Origin of the sequence: Streptomyces sp. RKAG293 (assembly GCF_023701745.1) — a bacterium.
In the GTDB taxonomy this organism is placed as follows: Bacteria; Actinomycetota; Actinomycetes; order Streptomycetales; family Streptomycetaceae; genus Actinacidiphila.
This window is the reverse complement of record NZ_JAJOZB010000001.1, coordinates 6751311-6771630: the sequence shown is the minus strand read 5'-3', so window position 1 is coordinate 6771630 and position 20320 is coordinate 6751311. Positions and strand designations below refer to the sequence as shown.

16 protein-coding genes are annotated in these 20320 nt (G+C 71.7%); 2 read left to right on the top strand and 14 right to left on the bottom strand.

The genetic code is table 11. The features are described from left to right. Window positions 1–56: 56 nt before the first annotated feature. From LNW72_RS29970 to LNW72_RS29905, 14 genes are all read right to left on the bottom strand, one after another. Window positions 57–1055: an SPFH domain-containing protein gene (locus LNW72_RS29970; RefSeq protein ID WP_250978206.1), complete on the bottom strand. Its 999-nt coding sequence runs from the start codon at window positions 1053–1055 to the stop codon at window positions 57–59. Then, window positions 1052–2335, bottom strand: a complete 1284-nt coding sequence (locus LNW72_RS29965) for a peptidoglycan-binding protein (RefSeq protein WP_250978205.1) — start codon at window positions 2333–2335, stop codon at window positions 1052–1054. The genes LNW72_RS29970 and LNW72_RS29965 overlap by 4 nt, the downstream gene beginning before the upstream one ends. Window positions 2336–2485: 150 nt before the next feature. Continuing rightward, entirely contained in the window at window positions 2486–3292 is an 807-nt protein-coding gene (locus LNW72_RS29960; RefSeq protein WP_250978204.1) for a thioredoxin domain-containing protein, read from the bottom strand. 125 nt (window positions 3293–3417) lie between these two features. Beyond that, window positions 3418–4953 (bottom strand): ArnT family glycosyltransferase, encoded by a 1536-nt coding sequence (locus LNW72_RS29955; RefSeq protein ID WP_374117351.1) that lies wholly within the window; start codon window positions 4951–4953, stop codon window positions 3418–3420. Window positions 4954–4974: 21 nt separating this feature from the next. Continuing rightward, complete coding sequence (locus LNW72_RS29950; protein WP_250980365.1) at window positions 4975–6417, bottom strand: amino acid permease; 1443 nt, start codon at window positions 6415–6417, stop codon at window positions 4975–4977. Between the two features lie 247 nt (window positions 6418–6664). Continuing rightward, entirely contained in the window at window positions 6665–8602 is a 1938-nt protein-coding gene (gene dxs / locus LNW72_RS29945) for a 1-deoxy-D-xylulose-5-phosphate synthase (protein WP_250978203.1), read from the bottom strand. A gap of 217 nt (window positions 8603–8819) precedes the next feature. Next, complete coding sequence (locus tag LNW72_RS29940; protein ID WP_250978202.1) at window positions 8820–10112, bottom strand: sugar ABC transporter permease; 1293 nt, start codon at window positions 10110–10112, stop codon at window positions 8820–8822. Further along, window positions 10109–10897, bottom strand: a complete 789-nt coding sequence (locus LNW72_RS29935; protein ID WP_250980364.1) for an ATP-binding cassette domain-containing protein — start codon at window positions 10895–10897, stop codon at window positions 10109–10111. The genes LNW72_RS29940 and LNW72_RS29935 overlap by 4 nt, the downstream gene beginning before the upstream one ends. Window positions 10898–11111: 214 nt before the next feature. Continuing rightward, window positions 11112–12194 (bottom strand): sugar ABC transporter substrate-binding protein, encoded by a 1083-nt coding sequence (locus LNW72_RS29930; protein ID WP_250978201.1) that lies wholly within the window; start codon window positions 12192–12194, stop codon window positions 11112–11114. Between the two features lie 138 nt (window positions 12195–12332). Further along, the gene (locus LNW72_RS29925; RefSeq protein WP_138354276.1) at window positions 12333–13547 is read right to left on the bottom strand and encodes an ROK family transcriptional regulator; all 1215 of its coding nucleotides are present in this window, start codon (window positions 13545–13547) and stop codon (window positions 12333–12335) included. A gap of 184 nt (window positions 13548–13731) precedes the next feature. Next, window positions 13732–14835 carry a glycosyltransferase family A protein gene (locus LNW72_RS29920; protein WP_285369833.1) on the bottom strand — a complete coding sequence of 368 codons (1104 nt, stop codon included), beginning with the start codon at window positions 14833–14835 and terminating at the stop codon, window positions 13732–13734. Further along, on the bottom strand, window positions 14774–16489 hold the full coding sequence (locus LNW72_RS29915) for a condensation domain-containing protein (RefSeq protein ID WP_250978199.1): 1716 nt from the start codon (window positions 16487–16489) through the stop codon (window positions 14774–14776). Before LNW72_RS29915 ends, LNW72_RS29920 begins: the two co-directional genes overlap by 62 nt. Next, a complete protein-coding gene (locus LNW72_RS29910) occupies window positions 16486–17121 on the bottom strand; it encodes an HAD-IA family hydrolase (protein WP_250978198.1) in 636 nt (211 codons plus the stop codon). The genes LNW72_RS29915 and LNW72_RS29910 overlap by 4 nt, the downstream gene beginning before the upstream one ends. Next, complete coding sequence (locus tag LNW72_RS29905) at window positions 17118–18317, bottom strand: nicotinate-nucleotide--dimethylbenzimidazole phosphoribosyltransferase (protein ID WP_250978197.1); 1200 nt, start codon at window positions 18315–18317, stop codon at window positions 17118–17120. The genes LNW72_RS29910 and LNW72_RS29905 overlap by 4 nt, the downstream gene beginning before the upstream one ends. A 280-nt stretch (window positions 18318–18597) precedes the next feature. On the opposite strand from LNW72_RS29905, the gene LNW72_RS29900 reads away from it, so the two are divergent. Both LNW72_RS29900 and LNW72_RS29895 read left to right on the top strand, forming a co-directional pair. Next, window positions 18598–18849: an acyl carrier protein gene (locus LNW72_RS29900; RefSeq protein WP_138354271.1), complete on the top strand. Its 252-nt coding sequence runs from the start codon at window positions 18598–18600 to the stop codon at window positions 18847–18849. A 31-nt stretch (window positions 18850–18880) separates the two neighbouring features. Then, window positions 18881–20320, top strand: coding sequence for a fatty acid--CoA ligase family protein (locus LNW72_RS29895; RefSeq protein WP_250978196.1), 1440 nt, complete (start codon window positions 18881–18883; stop codon window positions 20318–20320).

Genomic DNA, 20320 nt, shown 5'->3' with positions numbered 1-20320 from the left:
GTGAGTGACGGCCCCCGGCCGGGTCCTGACCGCTGTTGGCCAGGACCCGGCCGGGGCTATTTCCTGGGCGTCTCGACCGCGGGACCGCGGGCGGTGTAGAAGGCCACGGTCAAGTCCCTGACCAGGGACTTCCGCTCGTAGTCGTCGAGCTGGACCAGCCCGCGGTCGGTCAGACCGCGCACCGTCTCGGCGACCGCCGCGAGCACGTCGTCGAGCACCGCACGGCGGTGCCTGGCGTCGAGCGCGGTGACCTGGGCCCGCCGCATCGCGGCGGCCACCTCCGGCGCGTACTCCAGGCGTACGGGCTGCGCCGAGAAGACCTCGACGCCGACCGGGCGCATGTCGGCGGCGAGCAGCCGGGTGAGCTGGTCGCCGAGGCGTTCCGAGTCCCGCAGGGTGGGCCCGGAGCCGCGGAAGTCGTCCGCGGGCAGCCGGGAGACGGCGCGGGTGACCGCGCACTCCACCTGTTCGCGCAGGTAGCGCGAGTGGTCGTCGACGGCGAAGGCGGCCCGGGCGGTGTCCCGGACCCGCCAGACGATCAGGACGCTGGCGTGCAGCGGGGTGCCGTCCGCGTCGACCGTCTCGATGGCGCGGCTGCGCCAGTGCCGCAGGCTGACGTCCATCCGGCGGCGGCCGAGCAGCGGGCTGATCCACAGCAGTCCGGTGTCCCGGACGCTGCCCTGGTAGGCGCCGTGCCGGGTCAGCACCCAGACCTTGCCGGGACGGCCCCGGGTGAGGCCGCCCGCGGCGAACGCGGTCAGCGCGCCGAGCAGCAGTACCGCGCCCCACAGACCGGTCAGGTCCCGGGGCGCCGGCGCCTCGGGCAGCACGGTGTGGCCGGCGAACCGCTCGGGCAGGACGCCCGTCCGCCACAGCAGCCAGCCGCCGGCGGCAGCCGCGGCCAGCGCGGTGAGCGCCGCGGTCCAGCCCGGCAGGCAGCGCCCTGGCCTCTCGACGAGATCGGAAACGGTGACGGTGGCGGCGGTGGGGATGACGGCGGGGAGGACGGCGGTGGCGGCCAGGGCCGCGTCCGCCGTGGGTGCGTGAGTCGTCACAGGAAGAGTCGTCTCCAGGTCTCCGGTCCGGGATGGCCATCCGCGTCGCGCCCGGACCAGCCCTGGGCGCGCTGGAACGCCTCGACGGCGCGGCGGTCGGCCTCGCCCCAGGTACGGCTGGGGCCCACGCGGTAGCTCTTGCCGAAGCCCTTGGCGACGAGGCGCCGTCCGAGGGTCAGCACGTGGTCGTTGGACTGTCCGGGGCGGAAGGAGGCGGCGCCCGGGTAACGGGGTGCCGTGGAGCCGCCGGCCGGCCGCGTCGTGGGGGTGCCCGCGGCGATGTTCTTGCCGCTGCCCTCCACCAGGTATCCCCAGGTGGTGGGTCCCGGCAGGCCGTCGGCGTCGCTGCCGGTCCAGCCCTGGGCGCGCTGGAAGGCGCTGGTGGCGCTGCGGTCGGCCTCGCTCCAGAGCGGGCCGGGGCCGACGAGGTAGTAGGGCCTGGCACCGCGGGTCATGAGCATGGTGCCCAGCCGGGTGACGGCGGCGTTGTTCGCGCCGGGTCCGAAGGCGGCGGTGCCGGGATAGGCGCTGCTGCCCGTGGTGCCGGTGTTCCCGGGTGTTCCCGGTGCCCCTGTGGTGCCCGATCCGGAACTGCCGGTGCCCGAGCCCAGGTACTTGTACCGGTAGGCGACGTACTTGTCGGAGTTGGTCCAGTAGGCCATCGGCGTCGTCTGCGCGCGGGTGTGCGGCTGGGTCTGCTCGATCGCGGTGTACAGGTTGTGCCCGGAGTCGGCCCAGCCGTCGAAGATGACGGCGTGCGAGCCCTTCTCCGGGTTCGCCTGGTTGTGGAACAGCAGGATGTCACCGGGCAGCAGATCGTCCCGGTCGATCCGGGTCCCGTAGTCCGCCAGGCTCCCGGTCCAGGCGTTGGTGCCGAGGCCCCAGGCCATCGAGATGAAGCCCGAGCAGTCCTGGCGGTAACCGTCCGACCAGTACGCGGTCATGCTGTAGGGCACCTCGGCGTCCACCCAGCGCTGTGCCCGGTCCAGGATCTGGTCCCGCGTCAGATGCAGCGGGGCCGGGACCGGCGCCGTGAGCAGGGCGTGGCCGAGCATGGAGCCGGTGGCGGCGCTCGGGGCGGTGGCCGCGGCGACCGCGCCCGCTCCGCCGCCGATGGCCGTGCCCGCGGCGGCCGCCACGACCATCACACGGGTGGCCGCGGTGGTGGTGCAGCCGGTGCCGGTGTCCCGCGTCACCGAGTCGGCGAGGCGCTGTCGCGCGCATTCCTCGCAGACGCAGCCGGAGAGCGGTTCTACCTCGTCGAACAACGGTATGGACATGCGCACACTCCTCCGTGATCGGGCGTCACATGCCTTCAATACCCGATTTCGCCAGAAAGTTGACGAAATGTCGGATACGTCTCGGCCAGGTGATGACGCGCCCGGTCACGGAGGGGTGGAGAGGAGTGCGGAAAGGGTGCGGAAAAGAGCTCAGCTCGCGAGGCTCGGCTGCCCGGACGGGACGGTCTCGTCGGACACCTTCTTGGCCTCCTTCTCCACCAGTGAGCTCAGCTTGACCGGCGTCAGCGACGTCTGGACGTCCGGCACCGTCTCGCCGTTGATCTGGACGACGGGCACCTCGCCGTAGCCGCCTGACATGAAGTCGGACTCGGACTTCGCGACCCAGCCTTCGTGGTCGTTGCCCTTCATGCACGGGACGAACTTGCCCTCGTCGATCTTCCCGGCCTTCTCCGACAGCTCCTTCAGCAGCTTCTGGCTGCTCAGCGCGTCGTCCGACGGATCGGGCTGCCGCTTCCAGACCTGCTGCACGAACTGCGTGTACCGCCCCTGGTCCTGGGCGCACGCGGCCGCGTTGGCGGCGGCCCGGGAACCGCTGCCGCCCAGCTGGGTGTCGGTGTGGGTGACCAGCCGGTACTGGATCTCCACCTGCCCGGTCGCCAGCAGCTTCGTGAAGGTGTCCGCGTACTGCTCGGCGAACGCCTTGGACTGCGGACTGCGCAGGTCCTCGTACACGGTGAGCGTCACGGGGACGCTGGGCTTCACCGGCACCGCCAGCTTCGCCTGGCCGTCCGGCCCCGCCGCGTTCGCGGGCGGCTTCACCTTGTCGGCCTTCGCGCCGCGCACATGCGCGCCGATGGCCGCGGACGCCCCGAACACCACCACGAGCACCACAATGCCCGCGGCGTACGGCCGCCAGCGCTGCAGAAGACTCTTATGGGGCGCCGCCCCGGAGTCCGCCGTGTCGTTCCGGTCCTTGAGTCCCTTGGACTCCGTCATGAAATACCGCCACCTCGATCAGCGTGCTCTGCTACGTCGCCTGTATACCACCGGGACGCGTCGGGACCGGCCCGGGGGCCCGGCGGAGGCGCTGTGCGGGGCCTGCGGGAGCGCCCGGTGCGAGGTCAGCGCAGGGCCGGGGCCCGGGCGTAGAGGACCGCGCCTCCGACGGTGTCCACGCGACGGTATCCGGCGTCCAGCATCCGCTTCAGGGTGGGCGTCAGGGCCGGGGCGTACGGCGCTCCGCGCGAGTCGTCGACGATCAGGTCGGCCGGGCGCAGCGCCGCCTCCTCGCCGAAGGTGCGCCAGGCGCCGGGGACCGCGTACTCCTCCCCCACCCGGACGCCGCCGCGGCCGCCGCTGAAGTTCGTCAGGAAGCCGGCGGTCAGATAGCGGCTCGCGGGGGCCCGGCCGGAGAGCCAGTACTGCTCGGGGTGCATGCCCCAGACCAGAACGGTGTCCCCTGGGCCGGTACGGGCCCGTACGGCGGCGGCGACGGCGTCGGCGTGGTCCAGCTCGGTCCGCGGCGCGGTCAGGCCCCAGACGGCGAATGCGGCGCTCGCGAGCACCGTCCAGGCGGTGGCCGCGGGCCACCAGCGCGGCAGCCCGCGCAGCGCGGCCACGCCGGCGAGCACCAGCGGCGGGATCAGCTGCAGGAAGTAGTGGCCGTAGAACTGGAAGCCGAAGGCGGCTCCGAGCGCCGAGGCGCCCAGCCAGACCCAGAGGTCGGCGGGCAGCCGTTCGGCGCCGCTCCGGCGGGCCAGGGTGAGGACCGTGGGGACGACGAAGGCCGCCCCGGCGGCGGCCAGTATCCCGGCGTTCCCCAAGCCCCGCCCCAGCGCCACGCCCCAGGCGCCGGACGCGGAGGCGTAGGAACCGGAACCGGTGACCGTCCAGAACAGGAACCGGGACGGGCCGGTGAGGACGGCGACGGCCGCCATCGGCAGGGCGCAGCCGGCGAGCAGCCGCAGCACGGCGACCCCGCCGGGCGGCTCCGGCGCGCGGCGGGCGCTCCAGAGCATCCAGAGCACGGGCAGCAGCGCCGCGCCGCCGGTCTGCTTGGTCAGCGCCGCCCCCGCGACGGCCAGGCCCGCCAGGGCCCAGCGGCGGCGGTCGGCCGCCCAGAAGGCCAGGACGGTCCACGGCACCATGAACACGCCGAAGGAGGCGGCCTGGGCGTCCTCGGGGGCCAGGCCGATGGAGAGCAGCAGATACCCGGCGCCGGCGGCGGTGCCCGCCCGGTTCCCCCAGCGGCGGCGGGCCACGGAGGCGAGCAGCAGGGCGGTGCCGAGCTGCGCCACGACGGCGGCGGCCCGCAGCGGCCACAGCGAGGCGTCGCCGAAGACCGCGAACAGCCCCTCGTAGAGCCAGGGCAGCAGCGGCGGCTTGCGGTCGACGACGGTGTCGTAGAGCACCCCGCCGTGCGCGAGCATCCGGGCCTGCACCGCGAGGTAGCCCTCGTCGGGGTTCCAGACCGGGCGCAGGAACGACGGGACGCGCACGAGGGTGGCGAGCACGGCCAGCGCCGCCGCCAGCCGCAGCCAGTAGCGGTCCGGCGGCCGGAGCCACCGGGCCCGACGGCGGGCGCCCCCGCCGTCCTCCGCGCACGGGGCGGGGAGTCCGGCGGGGGCGCCGCTCGTGATCTTCGGGGCCGATGGCACGCCTGACAACGTACCGGTCCGTCAGGCGCCCTTGTTCGCGCGGTTCATACGGCTGTGGCTGCGGCCGTACAGGAAGTAGACGACGACACCGATCACCATCCAGATCCCGAACCGCAGCCAGGTCTCGCTCGGCAGATTCAGCATCAGCCACAGCGAGGCGGCCACCGAGAGGATCGGCAGCACCGGCACCCAGGGGGTGCGGAAGGAACGCGGCAGGTCGGGCCGGGTATTGCGCAGGATGATGACGCCGACCGCGACGAGGACGAAGGCGAAGAGGGTGCCGATGTTCACCAGCGCCGCCAGCTCCGAGATGCTGGTGAAGCCCGCGATCACGGCGATCAGCCCGCCGAGCAGGATCGTCGAGCGGTAGGGCGTGCGGAACTTCGGGTGGACCCGGGAGAAGAACCGGGGAATGAGGCCGTCACGGCTCATCGCGAAGAACACCCGGGTCTGGCCGAGCAGCAGGATCATGCAGACCGTGGTGAGACCGACCGCGGCCCCGAAACTGATGACGCCCGCGTACCAGGGGTGTCCGGTCGCCTTGAAGGCGTCGGCGAGCGGCGCGTCCACCGACAGTTGGGTGTACTTCTGCATACCGGTGACGACGACCGACACGGCGACGTAGAGCGCCGTGCAGATGAAGAGCGAGCCGAGGATGCCGCGCGGCATGTCCCGCTGCGGGTTCTTGGTCTCCTCGGCCGCGGTCGCCACGATGTCGAAGCCGATGAAGGCGAAGAAGACCACGGCCGCCGCGGTGAAGATGCCCTGGACGCCGAAGCTCGTCGGCGCGTAACCGAACAGCACCTGGATGAGCGGCGACTTGAGACCGGACTCCTTGACGGAACTGATCGCGGGCGGAAGGAAGGGCTTGTAGTTCTCGCTGTGGATGAAGAACGCGCCGGCGATGATGACCAGCAGCACCACGGCCACCTTGATCGCGACGACCACCGTGGTGACCCGCGCGGAGAGCTTCATGCCGAGGACGAGGATCCCGGTCAGCAGCAGCACCAGCAGGAACGCGAGGAGGTCGAAGCCGAACCCGTCCGTGTCGCTGGTGCCGGACAGCGCCTGCGGCAGATGCCAGCCCGCGTTGTCCAGCAGCGACCGCACATAGCCGGACCAGCCGACCGCGACCACCGCCGTACCGAGCGCGAACTCCAGCACCAGGTCCCAGCCGATGATCCACGCCGGCAGCTCGCCGAGGGTGGCGAAGGAGAACGTGTACGCGGACCCCGCGACCGGCACCGTGGACGCCAGCTCGGCGTAACAGATGGCCGCAAGCCCGCACACCACACCGGCCGCGACGAAGGCGAGGGCGACCGCGGGTCCCGCGTTGTTCTTCGCCACCGTGCCGGTGAGCACGAAGATGCCGGTGCCGATGATGACACCGACGCCGAAGACCGTGAGGTCCAGGGCCGACAGCGACCGCTTGAGTTGGTGCTCCGGCTCCTCGGTGTCCCGCATGGACTGCTCGACGGACTTGGTCCTGAAGAGCCCGTCCTGCCTGCCCGAGGGCGGGTTGTCCTGCGTACTCGTACTCACCGGCGCGCCTCCTGTTCGTCCTGCCGACAGGTTGGGGTGCGTCGGCAGTCGCTACTCCACTCCCACGATTCGCTTCACCCGAATAGGCGCGCCTATGCCTACGCCAATGGGTGAGGGGGTCCACCCGGATGGGTGGACCCCCTCACTCGACAGCTCCGCGGAGCGGGACTCAGTCGCTGACCGCCGCCGGCTCGGCCGATCCGACGCTCTCGCCGTACCGGCCGTCGATCGTCGCGACCAGGCCGGTGACCTGGCGGGCGATGTCGGGCGCGGTCAGACCGATCTCGGCCATGACCTCCTTGCGGGAGGCGTGGTCCAGGAACTCCGCCGGGATGCCGAAGTCGCGCAGCGGTACGTCCACGTCGGCGTCGCGCAGTGCCTGCGAGATCGCCGAGCCGACACCGCCGGCCCGGCAGTTGTCCTCGACGGTGACCACGACGCGGTGGCCGGCCGCGAGCCCGGGCAGCGCCGCGTCCACCGGCTTGACCCAGCGCGGGTCGACGACGGTGGTGGTGATGCCCTGGGCGTCGAGCAGGTCGGCGATCTCCAGGCACATCGGGGCGAGGGCGCCGACCGAGACCAGCAGGACGTCGGGGCGCTCGAAGGCCTCGTCGGGGGTCGCCTTGCGGAGCACGTCCATGCCGCCGACCCGGCCGACGGCCTTGACCGCCGGGCCGACCGCGCCCTTGGAGTACCGGACGACGGTGGGCGCGTCGTCGACCTCGACGGCCTCGCGCAGCTGGGCGCGGACCTGGTCGGCGTCGCGCGGCGCGGCGATCCGCAGGCCGGGGACGACCTGGAGGATCGACATGTCCCACATGCCGTTGTGCGAGGCGCCGTCGGTGCCGGTGACACCGGCCCGGTCCAGCACGAAGGTGACACCGCACTTGTGCAGCGCCACGTCCATCAGCACCTGGTCGAAGGCGCGGTTCAGGAACGTCGCGTACACGGCGAAGACCGGGTGCAGGCCGCCGGTGGCCAGGCCCGCCGCCGAGACGGCGGCATGCTGCTCGGCGATGCCGACGTCGTAGACCCGCTTCGGGAAGACCTTCGCGAACTTGTCCAGGCCGACCGGCTGCAGCATCGCGGCGGTGATCGCGACGATGTCCTCGCGCTCCCTGCCGAGCTTGACCATCTCCTCGCCGAAGACCGAGGTCCAGTCGGCGCCGGAGGCGGCGATCGGCAGGCCGGTGTCCGGGTGGATGGGGCCGATGCCGTGGAAGCGGTCCGCCTCGTCCTGCTCGGCCGGGCGGTAGCCGCGGCCCTTCTCGGTGAGGCAGTGCACGATGACCGGTCCGCCGAAGCGCTTGGCGCGGTGCAGCGCCGACTCCAGCGCGTCCACGTCATGGCCGTCGATCGGGCCGACGTACTTCAGGCCCAGGTCCTCGAACATGCCCTGCGGGGCGATGAAGTCCTTGAGGCCCTTCTTCGCGCCGTGCAGCGTCTCGTAGAGCGGCTGTCCGATGAGCGGGGTGCGCTCCAACAGGTCCTTGGTGCGGGAGAGGAAACGCTCGTAGCCGTCGGTGGTGCGCAGCGTCGCCAGGTGGTCGGCGAGCCCGCCGATCGTCGGGGCGTAGCTGCGCTCGTTGTCGTTGACGACGATGACGAGCGGCCGGTCCCGGGCGGCGGCGATGTTGTTCAGCGCCTCCCAGGCCATACCGCCGGTCAGCGCGCCGTCACCGATGACGGCCACCACGTGGTCCTGCTTGCCGAGCACCTCGTTGGCCTTGGCGAGCCCGTCGGCCCAGCCGAGCACCGTCGAGGCGTGGCTGTTCTCGATGACGTCGTGCTCGGATTCGGCGCGCGAGGGGTAGCCGGACAGGCCGCCCTTGCTCTTGAGCCGGGTGAAGTCCTGCCGCCCGGTGAGCAGCTTGTGCACATAGGACTGGTGCCCTGTGTCGAAGAGCACCTTGTCCCGCGGCGAGTCGAAGACCCGGTGCAGGGCGATGGTCAGCTCCACCACACCGAGGTTGGGGCCCAGGTGTCCGCCGGTCTTGGAGACCGCGTCGACGAGGAAGGTACGGATCTCGCCCGCCAGCTCCACCAGCTGCTCCTGGCTGAGCCGGTCGAGGTCGCGCGGTCCCTTGATACGGGTCAGCAGCGCCACCCGTGCCTCCTATGCAGTCGAACTGGTCGATCCGTCGAGTCTAATGTTCCGCGTGCGGCGCCGTGGAGCGCCCCGTGCGACGTTTGTCACCCGCGACCCGCCCGCAGCGCACCCGCGGCACACCCGGCAACACGAATGCCCGGTGCAGGGATGATCATCCCCGCACCGGGCCGGTGCCGCCACACCACCGACATGCGGAGGTGTGTGCGATGGAGCGTTACGCGCGGCCGGAGGCCTTCTGCGTCTTGCGCGACACCGAGTCGATGACCACGGCGGCGAGCAGTACGGCGCCGGTGATCATGTACTGCAGCGAGGTGTTCATGTTCAGCAGGTCGAGACCGGTCTGGATGGACTGGATGACGAGCATGCCGAGCAGGGCGGACCAGGTGTTGCCGCGACCGCCGAAGAGGCTGGTGCCACCGATGACCGCGGCCGCGATGGCCAGCATCAGGAGGTTGCCGCTACCGGCGGCCAGCGTCGCGGTGTAGGTCTGCGCGGCGAGGAACAGACCGCCGGCCGCCGCGAAGCCGCCGGAGATGGCGAACACCGAGATGCGGATCAGGGCCACGTTGATACCGGCACGGCGGGCGGCCTCGATGCTGCCACCGACGGCGAAGATCTTGCGGCCGTACGAGGTGCGCCGCAGGACGAAGTCGGTGAGCACGAGCGCCACGAGGAAGATCACCAGGGCGTTGGGCACACCCGCCGCCTGGTTCAGCACGTACGCGGCGACGAAGGACACCACGGCCAGCGCACCGACACGTACGGCGATCTCGCCGGTCGGCCGGTACGGGACCCCGGCCTGGCGGCGGCGGCGCTGCTCGATGAGCGAGCCGGCGAGCAGGGCGACGGTGCCGAGACCCGCCAGCAGGTACGCGCCGGCGATGTCCTGGTTCATGAAGAAGGAGCGCTGCCCGAGCAGGTGCAGCGGGCCCTTGTCCTGGATCGAGAGGCTGCCGGTGTCGCCCAGCAGCCACAGCATCAGGCCGTTCCAGCCGAGGTTGCCGGCGAGGGTGACCACGAAGGCCGGCACACCGATCTTGGCGAAGAAGTAACCGTGCAGCGAGCCGATGGCGATACCGGTCAGGAGGGTCAGGAAGACGGCCAGCCAGGGATTCACATCGTGTGTCGTCGCCAGGATGGCGAAGACGGCGGCCGACAGACCACTGACGGAGGCGACCGACAGGTCGATCTCACCGAGCAGCAGCACGAAGACCAGGCCGATGGCGATCATGCCGGTGGCGGACATGAAGTAGCTGATGTTGAGCATGTTGCCGGCGCTCAGGAACAGGCTGTCCTGGGACTGGAACACGGACCAGATGATGATCAGACCGACGACGACGGGCAGCGAGCCCAGCTCACCACCGCGCACCTTGCGCTTGAACTCGGTCAGATAGCCCTTGAGTCCCTCTTCGCGGACCAGCAGTCGCGGGTCGACGACGGGGATCGCCGCCGCGGTGGGGTCTTCGGCCGGGGGCGTGTCCTTCACCGTCTTGGACAGGTCGCTCACTTTGCCGCCTCCGTGTTGCGCGCCTGACGACGGGTCACGGCGTTCTCCGTGGCTCCGGTGATCGCCGCGATGATCTCTTCGGGACTGGTGTCCTTCACCGGGAAGGCACCGTTGTTCTTGCCCAGGCGCAGGACGGACACCACGTCCGCCACGGCGCGCACATCGGCCATGTTGTGGCTGATGAGGATGACGGCGAGGCCGCGCTCGCGCAGCCGCTCGACCAGGTCGAGGACCTGGGCGGTCTGCTCCACACCGAGGGCGGCGGTGGGCTCGTCGAGGATGACGACCTTGGGGTCACCGATCAGTGCGCGGGCGATCGCGACGACCTGCCGCTGACCACCGGACAGACTCGCGATCGGGATCCGGACGCTCGGGATGCGGATCGACAGGGTGTCGAGCAGCTCGCGGGCGCGCTGCTCCATCGTCACCTCGTCGAGCGCCAGCCCGCGGCGCAGTTCGCGTCCGAGGTAGAGGTTGCCGACGACATCGAGGTTGTCGCACAGCGCGAGGTCCTGGTAAACGGTGGCGACGCCGAGACCCTGGGCGTCGTGCGGCCGGTTGATGCTGACCGGCTTGCCCTCCCACTCGATGACGCCTTCGTCGATGGGGTGCACACCGGCGATCGTCTTGACCAGAGTGGACTTGCCGGCACCGTTGTCGCCGACGAGCGCGACGACCTGACCGGAATGGACCTCCAGCTCGACATCGGTGAGGGCTTGCACCGCACCGAATCGCTTGGAGACTCCGCGCAACGCCAACACGGGCGTAGCGGACACGTGAATCATCTCCTTCGCCGCCTGACCGGCGGGGATGCCGCGCCCCTTGGAAGGGCGCGGAAGGACGTGCATGAAGCACAGGATTGCAAAGTCAAAACGTGGGGGTAAGTCCCGTGTCCCGTAAGCGTTTCCGTCCGGCGCCCCACCCCGAAGCGGGGATGTTGGTGGGGCGGGGCGCCGGACAGGCTTTTACCGGACCGAGGGCCCGGAGGGGCCCCGGGTTCTACTGAATGCCGGCCGTCTTGCAGGCGGCGGCGAATTCAGGGGTGCAGATCTGGGCCACGGTGAAGAGCTGGTCCTTGACGACCGTGTCCTTCACGTTGTCCTTGGTCACCGACACCGCGGTGAACAGCTTGGCGGGCACGGTGGTGCCGGAGCCGCTGGTCGCCGTGATGTCCGCGACGCTCTTGATGTCCTCGCCGTTGAGCAGCTTGACCGCGATCTCGGCGGTCGCGTCCGCCTCGGGCTTGTAGGCCTTGTAGATGTCGCTGGTCTGCGTGCCGGCGAGGAGGCGCTGGATGCCGGCGAGCTCGGCGTCCTGACCGGTCAGCGGAACGTTGATGCCCGCGCCCTTGAGGGCGGTGGCGATACCGCCGGCCATGCCGTCGTTGGCGGAGTACACACCGGCGATGTTCTTGGCGCCGAGCTGGGTGATGGCCGCCGTGACCTTCTGGTTGGCGACGGTGTCCTTCCACAGACCGCTCTGCTCGTACGCGATCTTGACCTTGCCGTCGAGCGCCTTGTGGGCACCGGCCTTGAACATGGCGGCGTTCGGGTCGGCGTCGTCACCGTTGATCATGACAACGTTGGCAGTCGGGGTGGCCTTGTCGCCCATGGCGGCGAGGAGCGCCTCGCCCTGCAGCTGGCCGACCTTCTCGTTGTCGTAGGAGACGTAGGCGGAGACCGGGCCCTGGGCGAAGCGGTCGTACGCCACGACCTTGATGCCCTTGTCCACGGCCGACTGGACCGAGGCCTTGATGCCGACCGCGTCCTGCGGGTCGAGGATCAGGACCTTGACGCCCTTGGTGATCATGCTGCTGACCTGCTGCGCCTGCTTGGCCGGGTCACCGGCGGCGTTCGCGTACTCGATCTTGCAGTCGGCGCAGAGCGCCTTGATCTTCGCTTCGATCAGCGGGCGGTCGAACTTCTCGTAGCGCGTCGTCGCGTTCTCCGGAAGGAGCAGGCCGATCGACTTGTCCTTGCTGCTGTCGGACTTGTCGTCTCCGGCCTTGCCGCACGCGGCCACGGACAGGGCCATCGTTACCGCAAGCGAGCCAATTACGGCACGACGCATCATTGCGTTCATTTTGGGTTGCCTCCCTGACGAGGCCGCAACGCTGCGGCCGAGGTTCACGTGAGTCAACTCCGCCGTTGCCATGCCGTCAATAAGTAAACACTTAACGAGATGGCAACGGCGCGTTTCGTTAGCTGTGTGAACTCAGGGTTATGCAGGTCGTTGCGCCGAAAGGGCCGGAACCGCCGCCGGAGCATTTCCATCAAGAAGGGTCGAATCACCCATTTCGCTCAGCACCAGAGCGAGTGCTCCGAGTACTTCCGCGCGGGCGCCGAGCCCGCCGGGGACGATCGACAGCTGCCGGGCCGCGCTGGGAATGGCGTAGCGCGCCACCGACTCGCGGATCGGCGCCAGCACCAGCTCGCCGGCCTCCGCGAGATCGCCGCCGAGGACGACCCTGCTGGGGTTGAGGAGGTTGCAGAGACTGGCCACGCCCATGCCGATGTGCCGCCCCACGTCCGCGATCACCCGGCGGCAGCCCGGATCGCCCTCACGGGCGTACTGGACCATCCGCGGCACCGTGAGATCGGCGCCGTGGCTGCTGCGCAGCAGCTCCAGGGTGTAGCGCGCCGCGGTGAAGGTCTCCAGGCAGCCGCGGTTGCCGCAGCGGCACACCGGGCCCGACTCGTCCAGCGTGATGTGCCCTATCTCGCCCGCCGTGCCGCCCGGGCCGCGGTAGATGCGGCCGTCTATCACCAGGCCCGCGCCGACGCCGCTGGCGACCTTGATGTAGGCCAGGTCCCGCACCCCGCGGCCGCCGCCCCAGACCAGTTCGCCCAGCGCGCCGAGGTTGGCGTCGTTGTCCACCTTCACGGGCATGCCGAGCCGGTCGGACAGCTCCTGACGTGGGTTGATGCCGCTCCAGCCGGGCAGGATCGCGGTCGATCCGATGGCTCCGGACTCCACGTCTATGGGGCCGGGGACACCGAGGCCGACCCCGAGCACCTTGTCCACGCCTATGCCGGTCGACTCGATCAGCTGGGCGACCAGCTGCTCGGCCCGGTCGAAGCCCTGGGACGCGGAGGCGTCCACGTCGATCGGCTCGGACTGCTCGGCCAGCACCTGGTGCGCCAGGTTCCCCACCGCGACCCGCAGGTGGGAGTGTCCGAAGTCGACGCCCACGACGATGCCGACATCGCCGGACAGCGCAACGCTGCGGGCCCGTCTTCCTCCGGAGGAGGTAGGCGTGACCTGCACCGTTCCGTTGTCCCGCAGCTCCCGGACGATATTGGAGACCGTGGCGGCGGACAGCCCGGTACTCCGGGCGATCTCCGCCTGGGTGAGCGAGCCTGCCAGCCGTACGGCGCGGACCACACGCTCTAGGTTGGCCCGGTGCAGCGATGACTGCGATCCCGGAGTCTCCACGACCATCCACTCCTGCCTCGGCAGGCGGTACTAACCGCCGCCCGAACGGACGAGGCCGCACCAGTGAGACCCCGTCGTCTACAACATGTGAACCCTAAGCTGAGCCTTTAGGGTGATGTCCCGTCAAGGGCTGAGACCATTCTGCGACGGAAAGCCCGATGCGTCATAGGTCGCCCGTGCCCGCTCAGCACCTCAGGACGTCACGGAGGGAAGACGTGTCGCGGCGCAGCAGCTCGTCCTCGACGAAGGTGACCTCGTACTCGTTCCCCCCTCCGGTCATCCGCAGGACGAGCCGGCCGTCGTCCGCGATCACCGCCGTCGCCGGCCCGCCCGTCGATTCGTCCCGGCCGCCGAGCACCCAGCCGAGATCCGGATCCCGCCGCACGTACACAAGGTGATCGCGCCCGATGCCCGCCCGGGCGAGCACCGCCGCGTCCACCCCGGGCGCGGCGAGCGGATCGTGTGCCTCCGGCAGACCGTCCGTACCGGTCCGCTGGAGCAGGGCGATCTTGACCGCCCGGCGCAGTCGCGGGTCCCGGGTCTCGGCCAGGAAGCGGCCGAGCACCTCGGTCTCCGCCTCGTTCCGCGCGAAGCCGCCCGCGTAGCTGGAGGCCCGGACGCGGTAGACGTACGAGGGGTCCGCCGGCTTGCTGACGACCGCGCCCGCGGCGACCAGCCGCAGCCACAGGTCCCACTCCTCGCCGTAGGCGATCTTCCGGAAGCCGCCGACCTTGTCGTACAGCGCCCGGCTGTACAGCGCGCCGACCACGACGTAGTTCTGCGCGAGCAGCTGGACGAGCTGGTCGCCGGGGAGCGGCAGCCGCCCCTTGGTGTACGTGCCGGGGACGAACGGCCCGCGGCCCGTCCAGGTCAGCGGGCGGGGGCTGATCAGCCCCGGGCTGGCGTCGTAGGCGTCGCACATCGCCTCGACGTGGTGCGGAAGGAAGGCGTCGTCGCCGTCGAGCTGGCACACCAGGTCGGTGTCGAGCCGCTCGATCCCGGTCCCCCGGGCGCCCCAGACGCCGAGCCGGCGGCTGTTGCGGACCAGTGTCAGCGGCAGCACCCCGCTCCAGCGCTCCACGCGCCGCACGGTGTCGTCGTCGGAGCAGTCGTCCACGACGACGATCCGGTCGACGGGCCGGGTCTGCATGGCCACCGACCCCAGGGCCTGGTCGATGAAGTCCGAGGAGTTCATGGCGGGGACGATGACGCCGACCGTCGGTCGGTCAGTGGGACGCGACACGGAACTGGGGCCTTTCGACGATGTAGTAGTGCGGGAGAACGACATCGGGCAGGACGGAGAGCGCCGCTTCGTACGCGCGCCGCACCTCCCCGACGGTGACGGGCCGGCCGCCGTCACCCCTTGGGTGCGGGACCACCCGCGCCGTCACCCGGGGCACGCCGGCGGCGTCCCGGTCGACGAGCAGTTCAGCGCCGGCCACCGGTTCCAGGCCGAGCAGGGCCCGGCGCATGGCACCGAGATCGGCCCAGGAGGCGTCGGTCAGCAGCCAGTCGTCGCCCCTTGCCAGGGGCCGGACGAGGTAGCCGTCCGGCGACGCCGCCATCGGCACCCCGGGGCGGCGGGCGGACTCGGTCAGCAGCGTCTCCATGTCCAGGAGCAGCCCGCGGACGTCGTCCCGGGGCAGGTACGCGGTGTCCGCGACCAGTCGGTGCACCGTGCGCGGGCCGTCCGGCTCCGCGCTCACGTTGTAGTAGAGCTTCAGCGCCGGCAGGGCGAACGGCGGCGCCCAGGAGAAGGAGCGGTCGTCCGCGCTCTCCCGCTCCGCCGTGTCCTCCGTTTCCTCCGGTGTCCGGGTCCGCTGTGCCGGGTCGCCGAACAACAGGGTGGTGTCGTTGTGCAGCACGGACAGGTCCAGGCGCAGTCCCCGCGCCGCGCCCGCCGCCGCGATCAGCCCGTCGAGGTCAGCCGGGTCGTACTGGGCCCTGGCGTACCCGCGCAGCGTGTCCTTGTGGGTGGCGCGGACCACGTCGTCGAACGCGGGCCCGGAGACCTCCGGACAGAGCACGACATCGGAGGCGAGCGGGGCGACCATGCCCTGCCGGTCCGCGCCGACCCGGTTGGCGAAGATCGTCTTCAGCGCGCAGCGGGTGGTGCCGTTGCGGCGCGCGAGGAGCGTCGCGAACGCCGCGAGGTGGACGGTCGCCGTGCTCACCTGGCAGCGCAGGGCGATCGTCCGGGCGGCGGCGTCCATCGGGGCGGAGCGCAGCTCGCCGTGCGCGGCCCCGGGATCGCCCGCCGCCCCCGCGAACATGGACCGCGGGGCGCCGTCGAGGACCCTGCGCACATACGCGCCCGACCGGCGGTTCATCGCCCGGCCCCGCTCGGACTGCTCCTGCTCCGCCAGATCCAGCGGCTGGGTGCGCGGCGCCCCGGCCGGATCCGCGGCGGGCCGGCCCGCCAGCCGGTCCCGCAGGTCCTGTTCCAGGATCCGCAGCGCCCAGCCGTCCAGCGCCACGTGGGAGAGATAGAGGAGGACGCGGAACGGCGCTCCCCCGGGCGCCAGCAGCAGCGTGACCCGGATCCCCCATTCGTGTGACAGGCCGAAGCCGGATTCCGCCATCCGGGTGTGCAGCCGGACGGTCTCGGCCTCGGGGTCGGCGCCGGCCGCCATGCGGTCGATCCGGACGGGCAGCCGTCCCTCCCCCTGGACCGACTGCCGGGGCGGCGCGCCGTCCGCTCCCGGGAGGTAGACGGTGCGCAGGCTCTCGTACCCGGCCACCACCTGCCGCAGGGCGGCCAGCACGTCCTCGGTGGTGGAGGTGCCGTCCAGCTCCACGAAGTACTTGATGTCGTAGTCGTAGCCGTGCGCCTCGGTCCTGCTCAGCACCGCCTCGTAGATCACCCGCTGGCCCCATGTCAGGGGCGCCTGGGCGGAGCGCAGTCCGGTGAAGTCCAGCTGGAACGGCTGCGCGTCGCTCACCCCGCGCTCCCGGCGGTCGGCAGCGGCGAGGCGGTCAGCAGGGCGGGCAGTTCGGCGAGTGACGCCAGCGCGGCACCCGGGGCGCCGCCCACCAGATAGGTGGTGATGCCCGCCGCCTCCCCCTGCCGGACGTCGTGCGCGGTGTCCCCGGCGAAGACCACCTCGGCCGCGGAGAGTCCCAGCAGCCCGCGGGCCCGGTGCAGACCCTCCGGGGCCGGTTTGGGCTGGTCCACGTCCTCGCGGGCGACCAGCAGCGGGACGTCGAGGCCCGCGGCGGTGAGCAGCAGGGCCGCGGCGGTCCGGGAGCGGCCGGTGCACACCCCGAGGGCGAGGCCCAGCGCGGCCAGCGCCTCGATCGCCTCGGCGGCGCCCGGCCGGGGCGGGGCGGGCGCGGCCGCGAGCGCGAGCGGGAAGTGCGCGTTGTAGGCCGCCATCGCCCGCTCCGCGAGCGGCTCGCCGGCCAGCCGGGCGAGCGTCGCCAGATCGGTCGCGGCCGACCGGGTCGCGATGAGGGCCGCGCTCGGCCGCGGCAGCCCGAGGTCCTGGCACACCGCGCGCAGACAGCGCACATGCACGCCCCGGGAGTCCACGAGCGTTCCGTCGAGATCGAGGATGACGCCCCGGACCGTCATATGCGTTCGCTTCCTGAAGGGTCGGGAGTCCGCACCGCTGCGTTGCCGGACTGCTCTGCCGAGGGGGGAGAAGCCGCAGGTGGAGGGACGGACGCGGCGGCCAGTTCGGTCACCGCGAGCAGTGCGTTGACCGGGCCGGCCGCGAGCGCGGCGCCCGATCCCATGCCGAGCCGCATCTCCAGGTCGAGCACCGGCTTCAGCCCCATCTCGTCCAGCAGCATCCGGTGGGCGGGTTCGGTGGAGACATGGGAGGCGACCAGGTACTCGCGGACCTGGGGGCACAGCCGGCAGGCGATCAGCGCGGACACCGCCGTCATACAGCCGTCGAGCACCACGAGGCAGCCGCGGGCGGCGGCGGCCAGGATCAGGCCGACGTTGCCGCACAGCTCGTAGCCGCCGAGCGCGGCGAGCTGCCGGACCGGATCCCCGCCGTGGACCGGATCGCCGGCGAGCCCGGACGTGCGCTCCAGCGCCTGCTCCACCAGCCGCGCCTTGAGCCGGACGGTCTCCTCGCCGACGCCGGAACCCCTGCCCGCGAGGTCCCGCGGATCGGCCCCGAGCAGCCGGGCGGCCAGCGCGGCGGCCGACGTCGTGTTGCCGACGCCGATCTCACCGCAGGCGGCCATGCTCCCGGCGGGGAAGACCTCGTGGGCGAACCGGGCGCCGGCCTCGATCGCGTCCAGCGCCCGCCCGTAGGTCATCGCGTCGGCGCGGGTGATGTCCGCCGTGCCGTTCCCGACCTTGTAGCGGTGGTCCCCGGTGTCGGTGCGCAGCCCCAGGTCCGCGGCCGCCACCCGGCCGCCCACCCGGGCGGCGAGCGCGCAGACGGGCGCCCGTCCCGCGACGATCTCCGCGAAGAGCCGGGCCGTGGACTCCGGCCGGTGGGCGGAGACTCCGTGCTCCGCCACCCCGTGGTCGCCCGCCAGCACCGAGACCACGACGGGCAGCGGCCGGACGCGGTGCGTCCGCAGGATTCCCGCGACCTGCCAGCCGATCTCGTCGAGGCGGCCGAGGCTGCCGGCCGGCCGGGATCCTGTCGCGGCGACCAGCCGCGCCAGCCGCGCGGTCCGCCGGTCGAACGCGCCGACCACGTCGGTCAGTGCGCCCAGCCGTTCCTCCGGCAGCGCTCCGGCACCACCGTCGGCAGGGTCACCGGCGCCGTGCCCGCTCCCGTCCGCCGCCCTCGAAACCTCCACCAGCCCTCCCCCGTCGAAGCGTTCACCGCGGCCGCTCCCCCGGCCCCGGCCGCGGCCGGGCCACACAGTACGCGGCGGTTTTGCCGATGTCACGAGGTGATCCCCAGCGCTCGGGAGCTGTCCGGGAGGCCGTTCAGGGACCGCGCCACAAGTCCAAGCGCTCTTCACGGAAAGCCCTTTCGCCCCGACCGGGCCCGCTGTTACGCTCGCGCCCTCAACCGGTCTAGACAACTTACCGGCTGAGTACGGGGCGATCCTGCCATGGCGTGGGAGAGGGACGATGATTTCACGGGAGACAGTCGTGGCGGCGCTCGTCGGCCGCCTCGCGGAGACCCTGCCGGAAGCGCGCGGTGCCGCGCTCCAGGAGACGGACGATCTGCGGCAGTTCGCCGGATTCGACTCCCTGGGAATCCTGGAGACCCTGGTGTGGCTGGAGTCGGAGTTCGACATCACCATCCCGGACGAGGACCTGGACGTGGAGAACTTCCAGTCGGTCGGCCGGATGGCCGACTTCGTCCTCACCCACCGCTGACCGGCTCTTGACCGGATATCCAGGAGGAGCAGTGGCGGACGCCGGATTCTTCTCGGCAGTTCGGGACGGGGCGGGACGGGGCGACGCCGTCGCCCTCATCTCCGGCAAGCGGGCGTGGACCTACCGTGAGCTGATCACCTCGGCGGAAGTGTTCGCCGGGCACCTCGGACGGCACCCCACCGCGGGAGTTCCGGTGGTCGTGGACATCGCCGACGCGGCCGTCCGCGCGGTGGTCACCCTCGCCGCGGACCTGGCCGGACTGACCGTCCTGCACAGCGATCCCGGGGCGCCCACCGACTTCGGCGGGCTCGTCGTCCGGGACAGCGCGACGCTCCAGGAGCCATCGCAACCGTCGGAGCCATCGCAACCGTCGCAACCGTCGGAGCCGCCCGCCGTGCGGACGTCGGACGGCGGTGTCGAGCTGTGGACGCACACCCGGGCCGCCACCCACAGCCTGGCCGGCATCCCGGCCCGCTCCCAGATCTTCCTCACCTCCGGATCCACCGGAACGCCCACCGGCGTGGTCCGGCCGGCCGCCACCGTCCTCACGGACGCGCACCGGATCGCGGCGTTCATGGGATACGGGCAGGGCCTGCCGGCCGTCGTCAGCACCCTGTCCTTCCACTGCTACGGCTTCGCCTACGGCATCGCCGCGCCCCTGCTGCACGGCACCCCGGTCCGGCACGTCCCCTCCCGGTCCATACCGTCCCAACTGGCCCGCGCGGTGCGCGAGCACGGGGCGCGGACGCTGGTCGGGCTGCCCTTCCAGTTCCAGCTGCTGGCGGGCATCGCCGCACCGCTGGACTTCGGGGAGCTGCGGATGGCGGTCTCCTCGGGCGCCCCGCTGCCCCCGGCGACGGCCGGCGCCATCACCGGGCGGTACGACTTCGCCCTCTACAACGCGTACGGGTCCTCGGAGACCGGGGCGCTCTCCGCGGCGCTCAGCACCGGGGAGCAGCTGCCGGGCGAGGTCGGCACGCCGTTCCCCGGCGTCGTCCCCCGGATGGTCCCGGTCGACGGCGTGTCCGGCGGCGGTGAACTGCAGCTGCGCACCGACGCGTTGGCGGCCGGCTACACCGGCACCGACGGGCTGCTCCCGCTCGACTTCGACGGCGGCTGGTACCGCACCGGCGATCTGGCCCGGATCGAGGACGGCGGTATCCGGATCAACGGCCGGCTGAAGAACATCATCAACGTCGCGGGCAAGAAGGTCAGCCCGGCGGAGATCGAACGGGTGCTGGCCCGGCACCCCGCGGTGACCGACGTCCAGGTCGTCGCGGCCCCCGACGACGTACGCGGCCAGGTTCCGGCCGCCCGCATCGTCACCGGCTCCGACCTCACCGTCGCGGAACTGCTCGCGTGGTGCCAGTCCCGGCTGGCCCCGCACCAGATGCCGCGGCGGATCAGCTTCCTGGACGAGATCCCCCGGTCGGCGATGGGCAAGCCGCTCAGGGGACCGGAACCGAGCTAG

Coding starts and splice junctions, on each gene's coding strand:
- LNW72_RS29965 (WP_250978205.1), bottom strand. CDS start 2,335: ATGTCCATACCGTTGTTCGACGAGGTAGAACCGCTCTCCGGCTGCGTC.
- LNW72_RS29960 (WP_250978204.1), bottom strand. CDS start 3,292: ATGACGGAGTCCAAGGGACTCAAGGACCGGAACGACACGGCGGACTCC.
- LNW72_RS29950 (WP_250980365.1), bottom strand. CDS start 6,417: ATGCGGGACACCGAGGAGCCGGAGCACCAACTCAAGCGGTCGCTGTCG.
- LNW72_RS29935 (WP_250980364.1), bottom strand. CDS start 10,897: ATGATTCACGTGTCCGCTACGCCCGTGTTGGCGTTGCGCGGAGTCTCC.
- LNW72_RS29930 (WP_250978201.1), bottom strand. CDS start 12,194: ATGAACGCAATGATGCGTCGTGCCGTAATTGGCTCGCTTGCGGTAACG.
- LNW72_RS29920 (WP_285369833.1), bottom strand. CDS start 14,835: ATGTCGTTCTCCCGCACTACTACATCGTCGAAAGGCCCCAGTTCCGTG.
- LNW72_RS29910 (WP_250978198.1), bottom strand. CDS start 17,121: ATGACGGTCCGGGGCGTCATCCTCGATCTCGACGGAACGCTCGTGGAC.
- LNW72_RS29900 (WP_138354271.1), top strand. CDS start 18,598: ATGATTTCACGGGAGACAGTCGTGGCGGCGCTCGTCGGCCGCCTCGCG.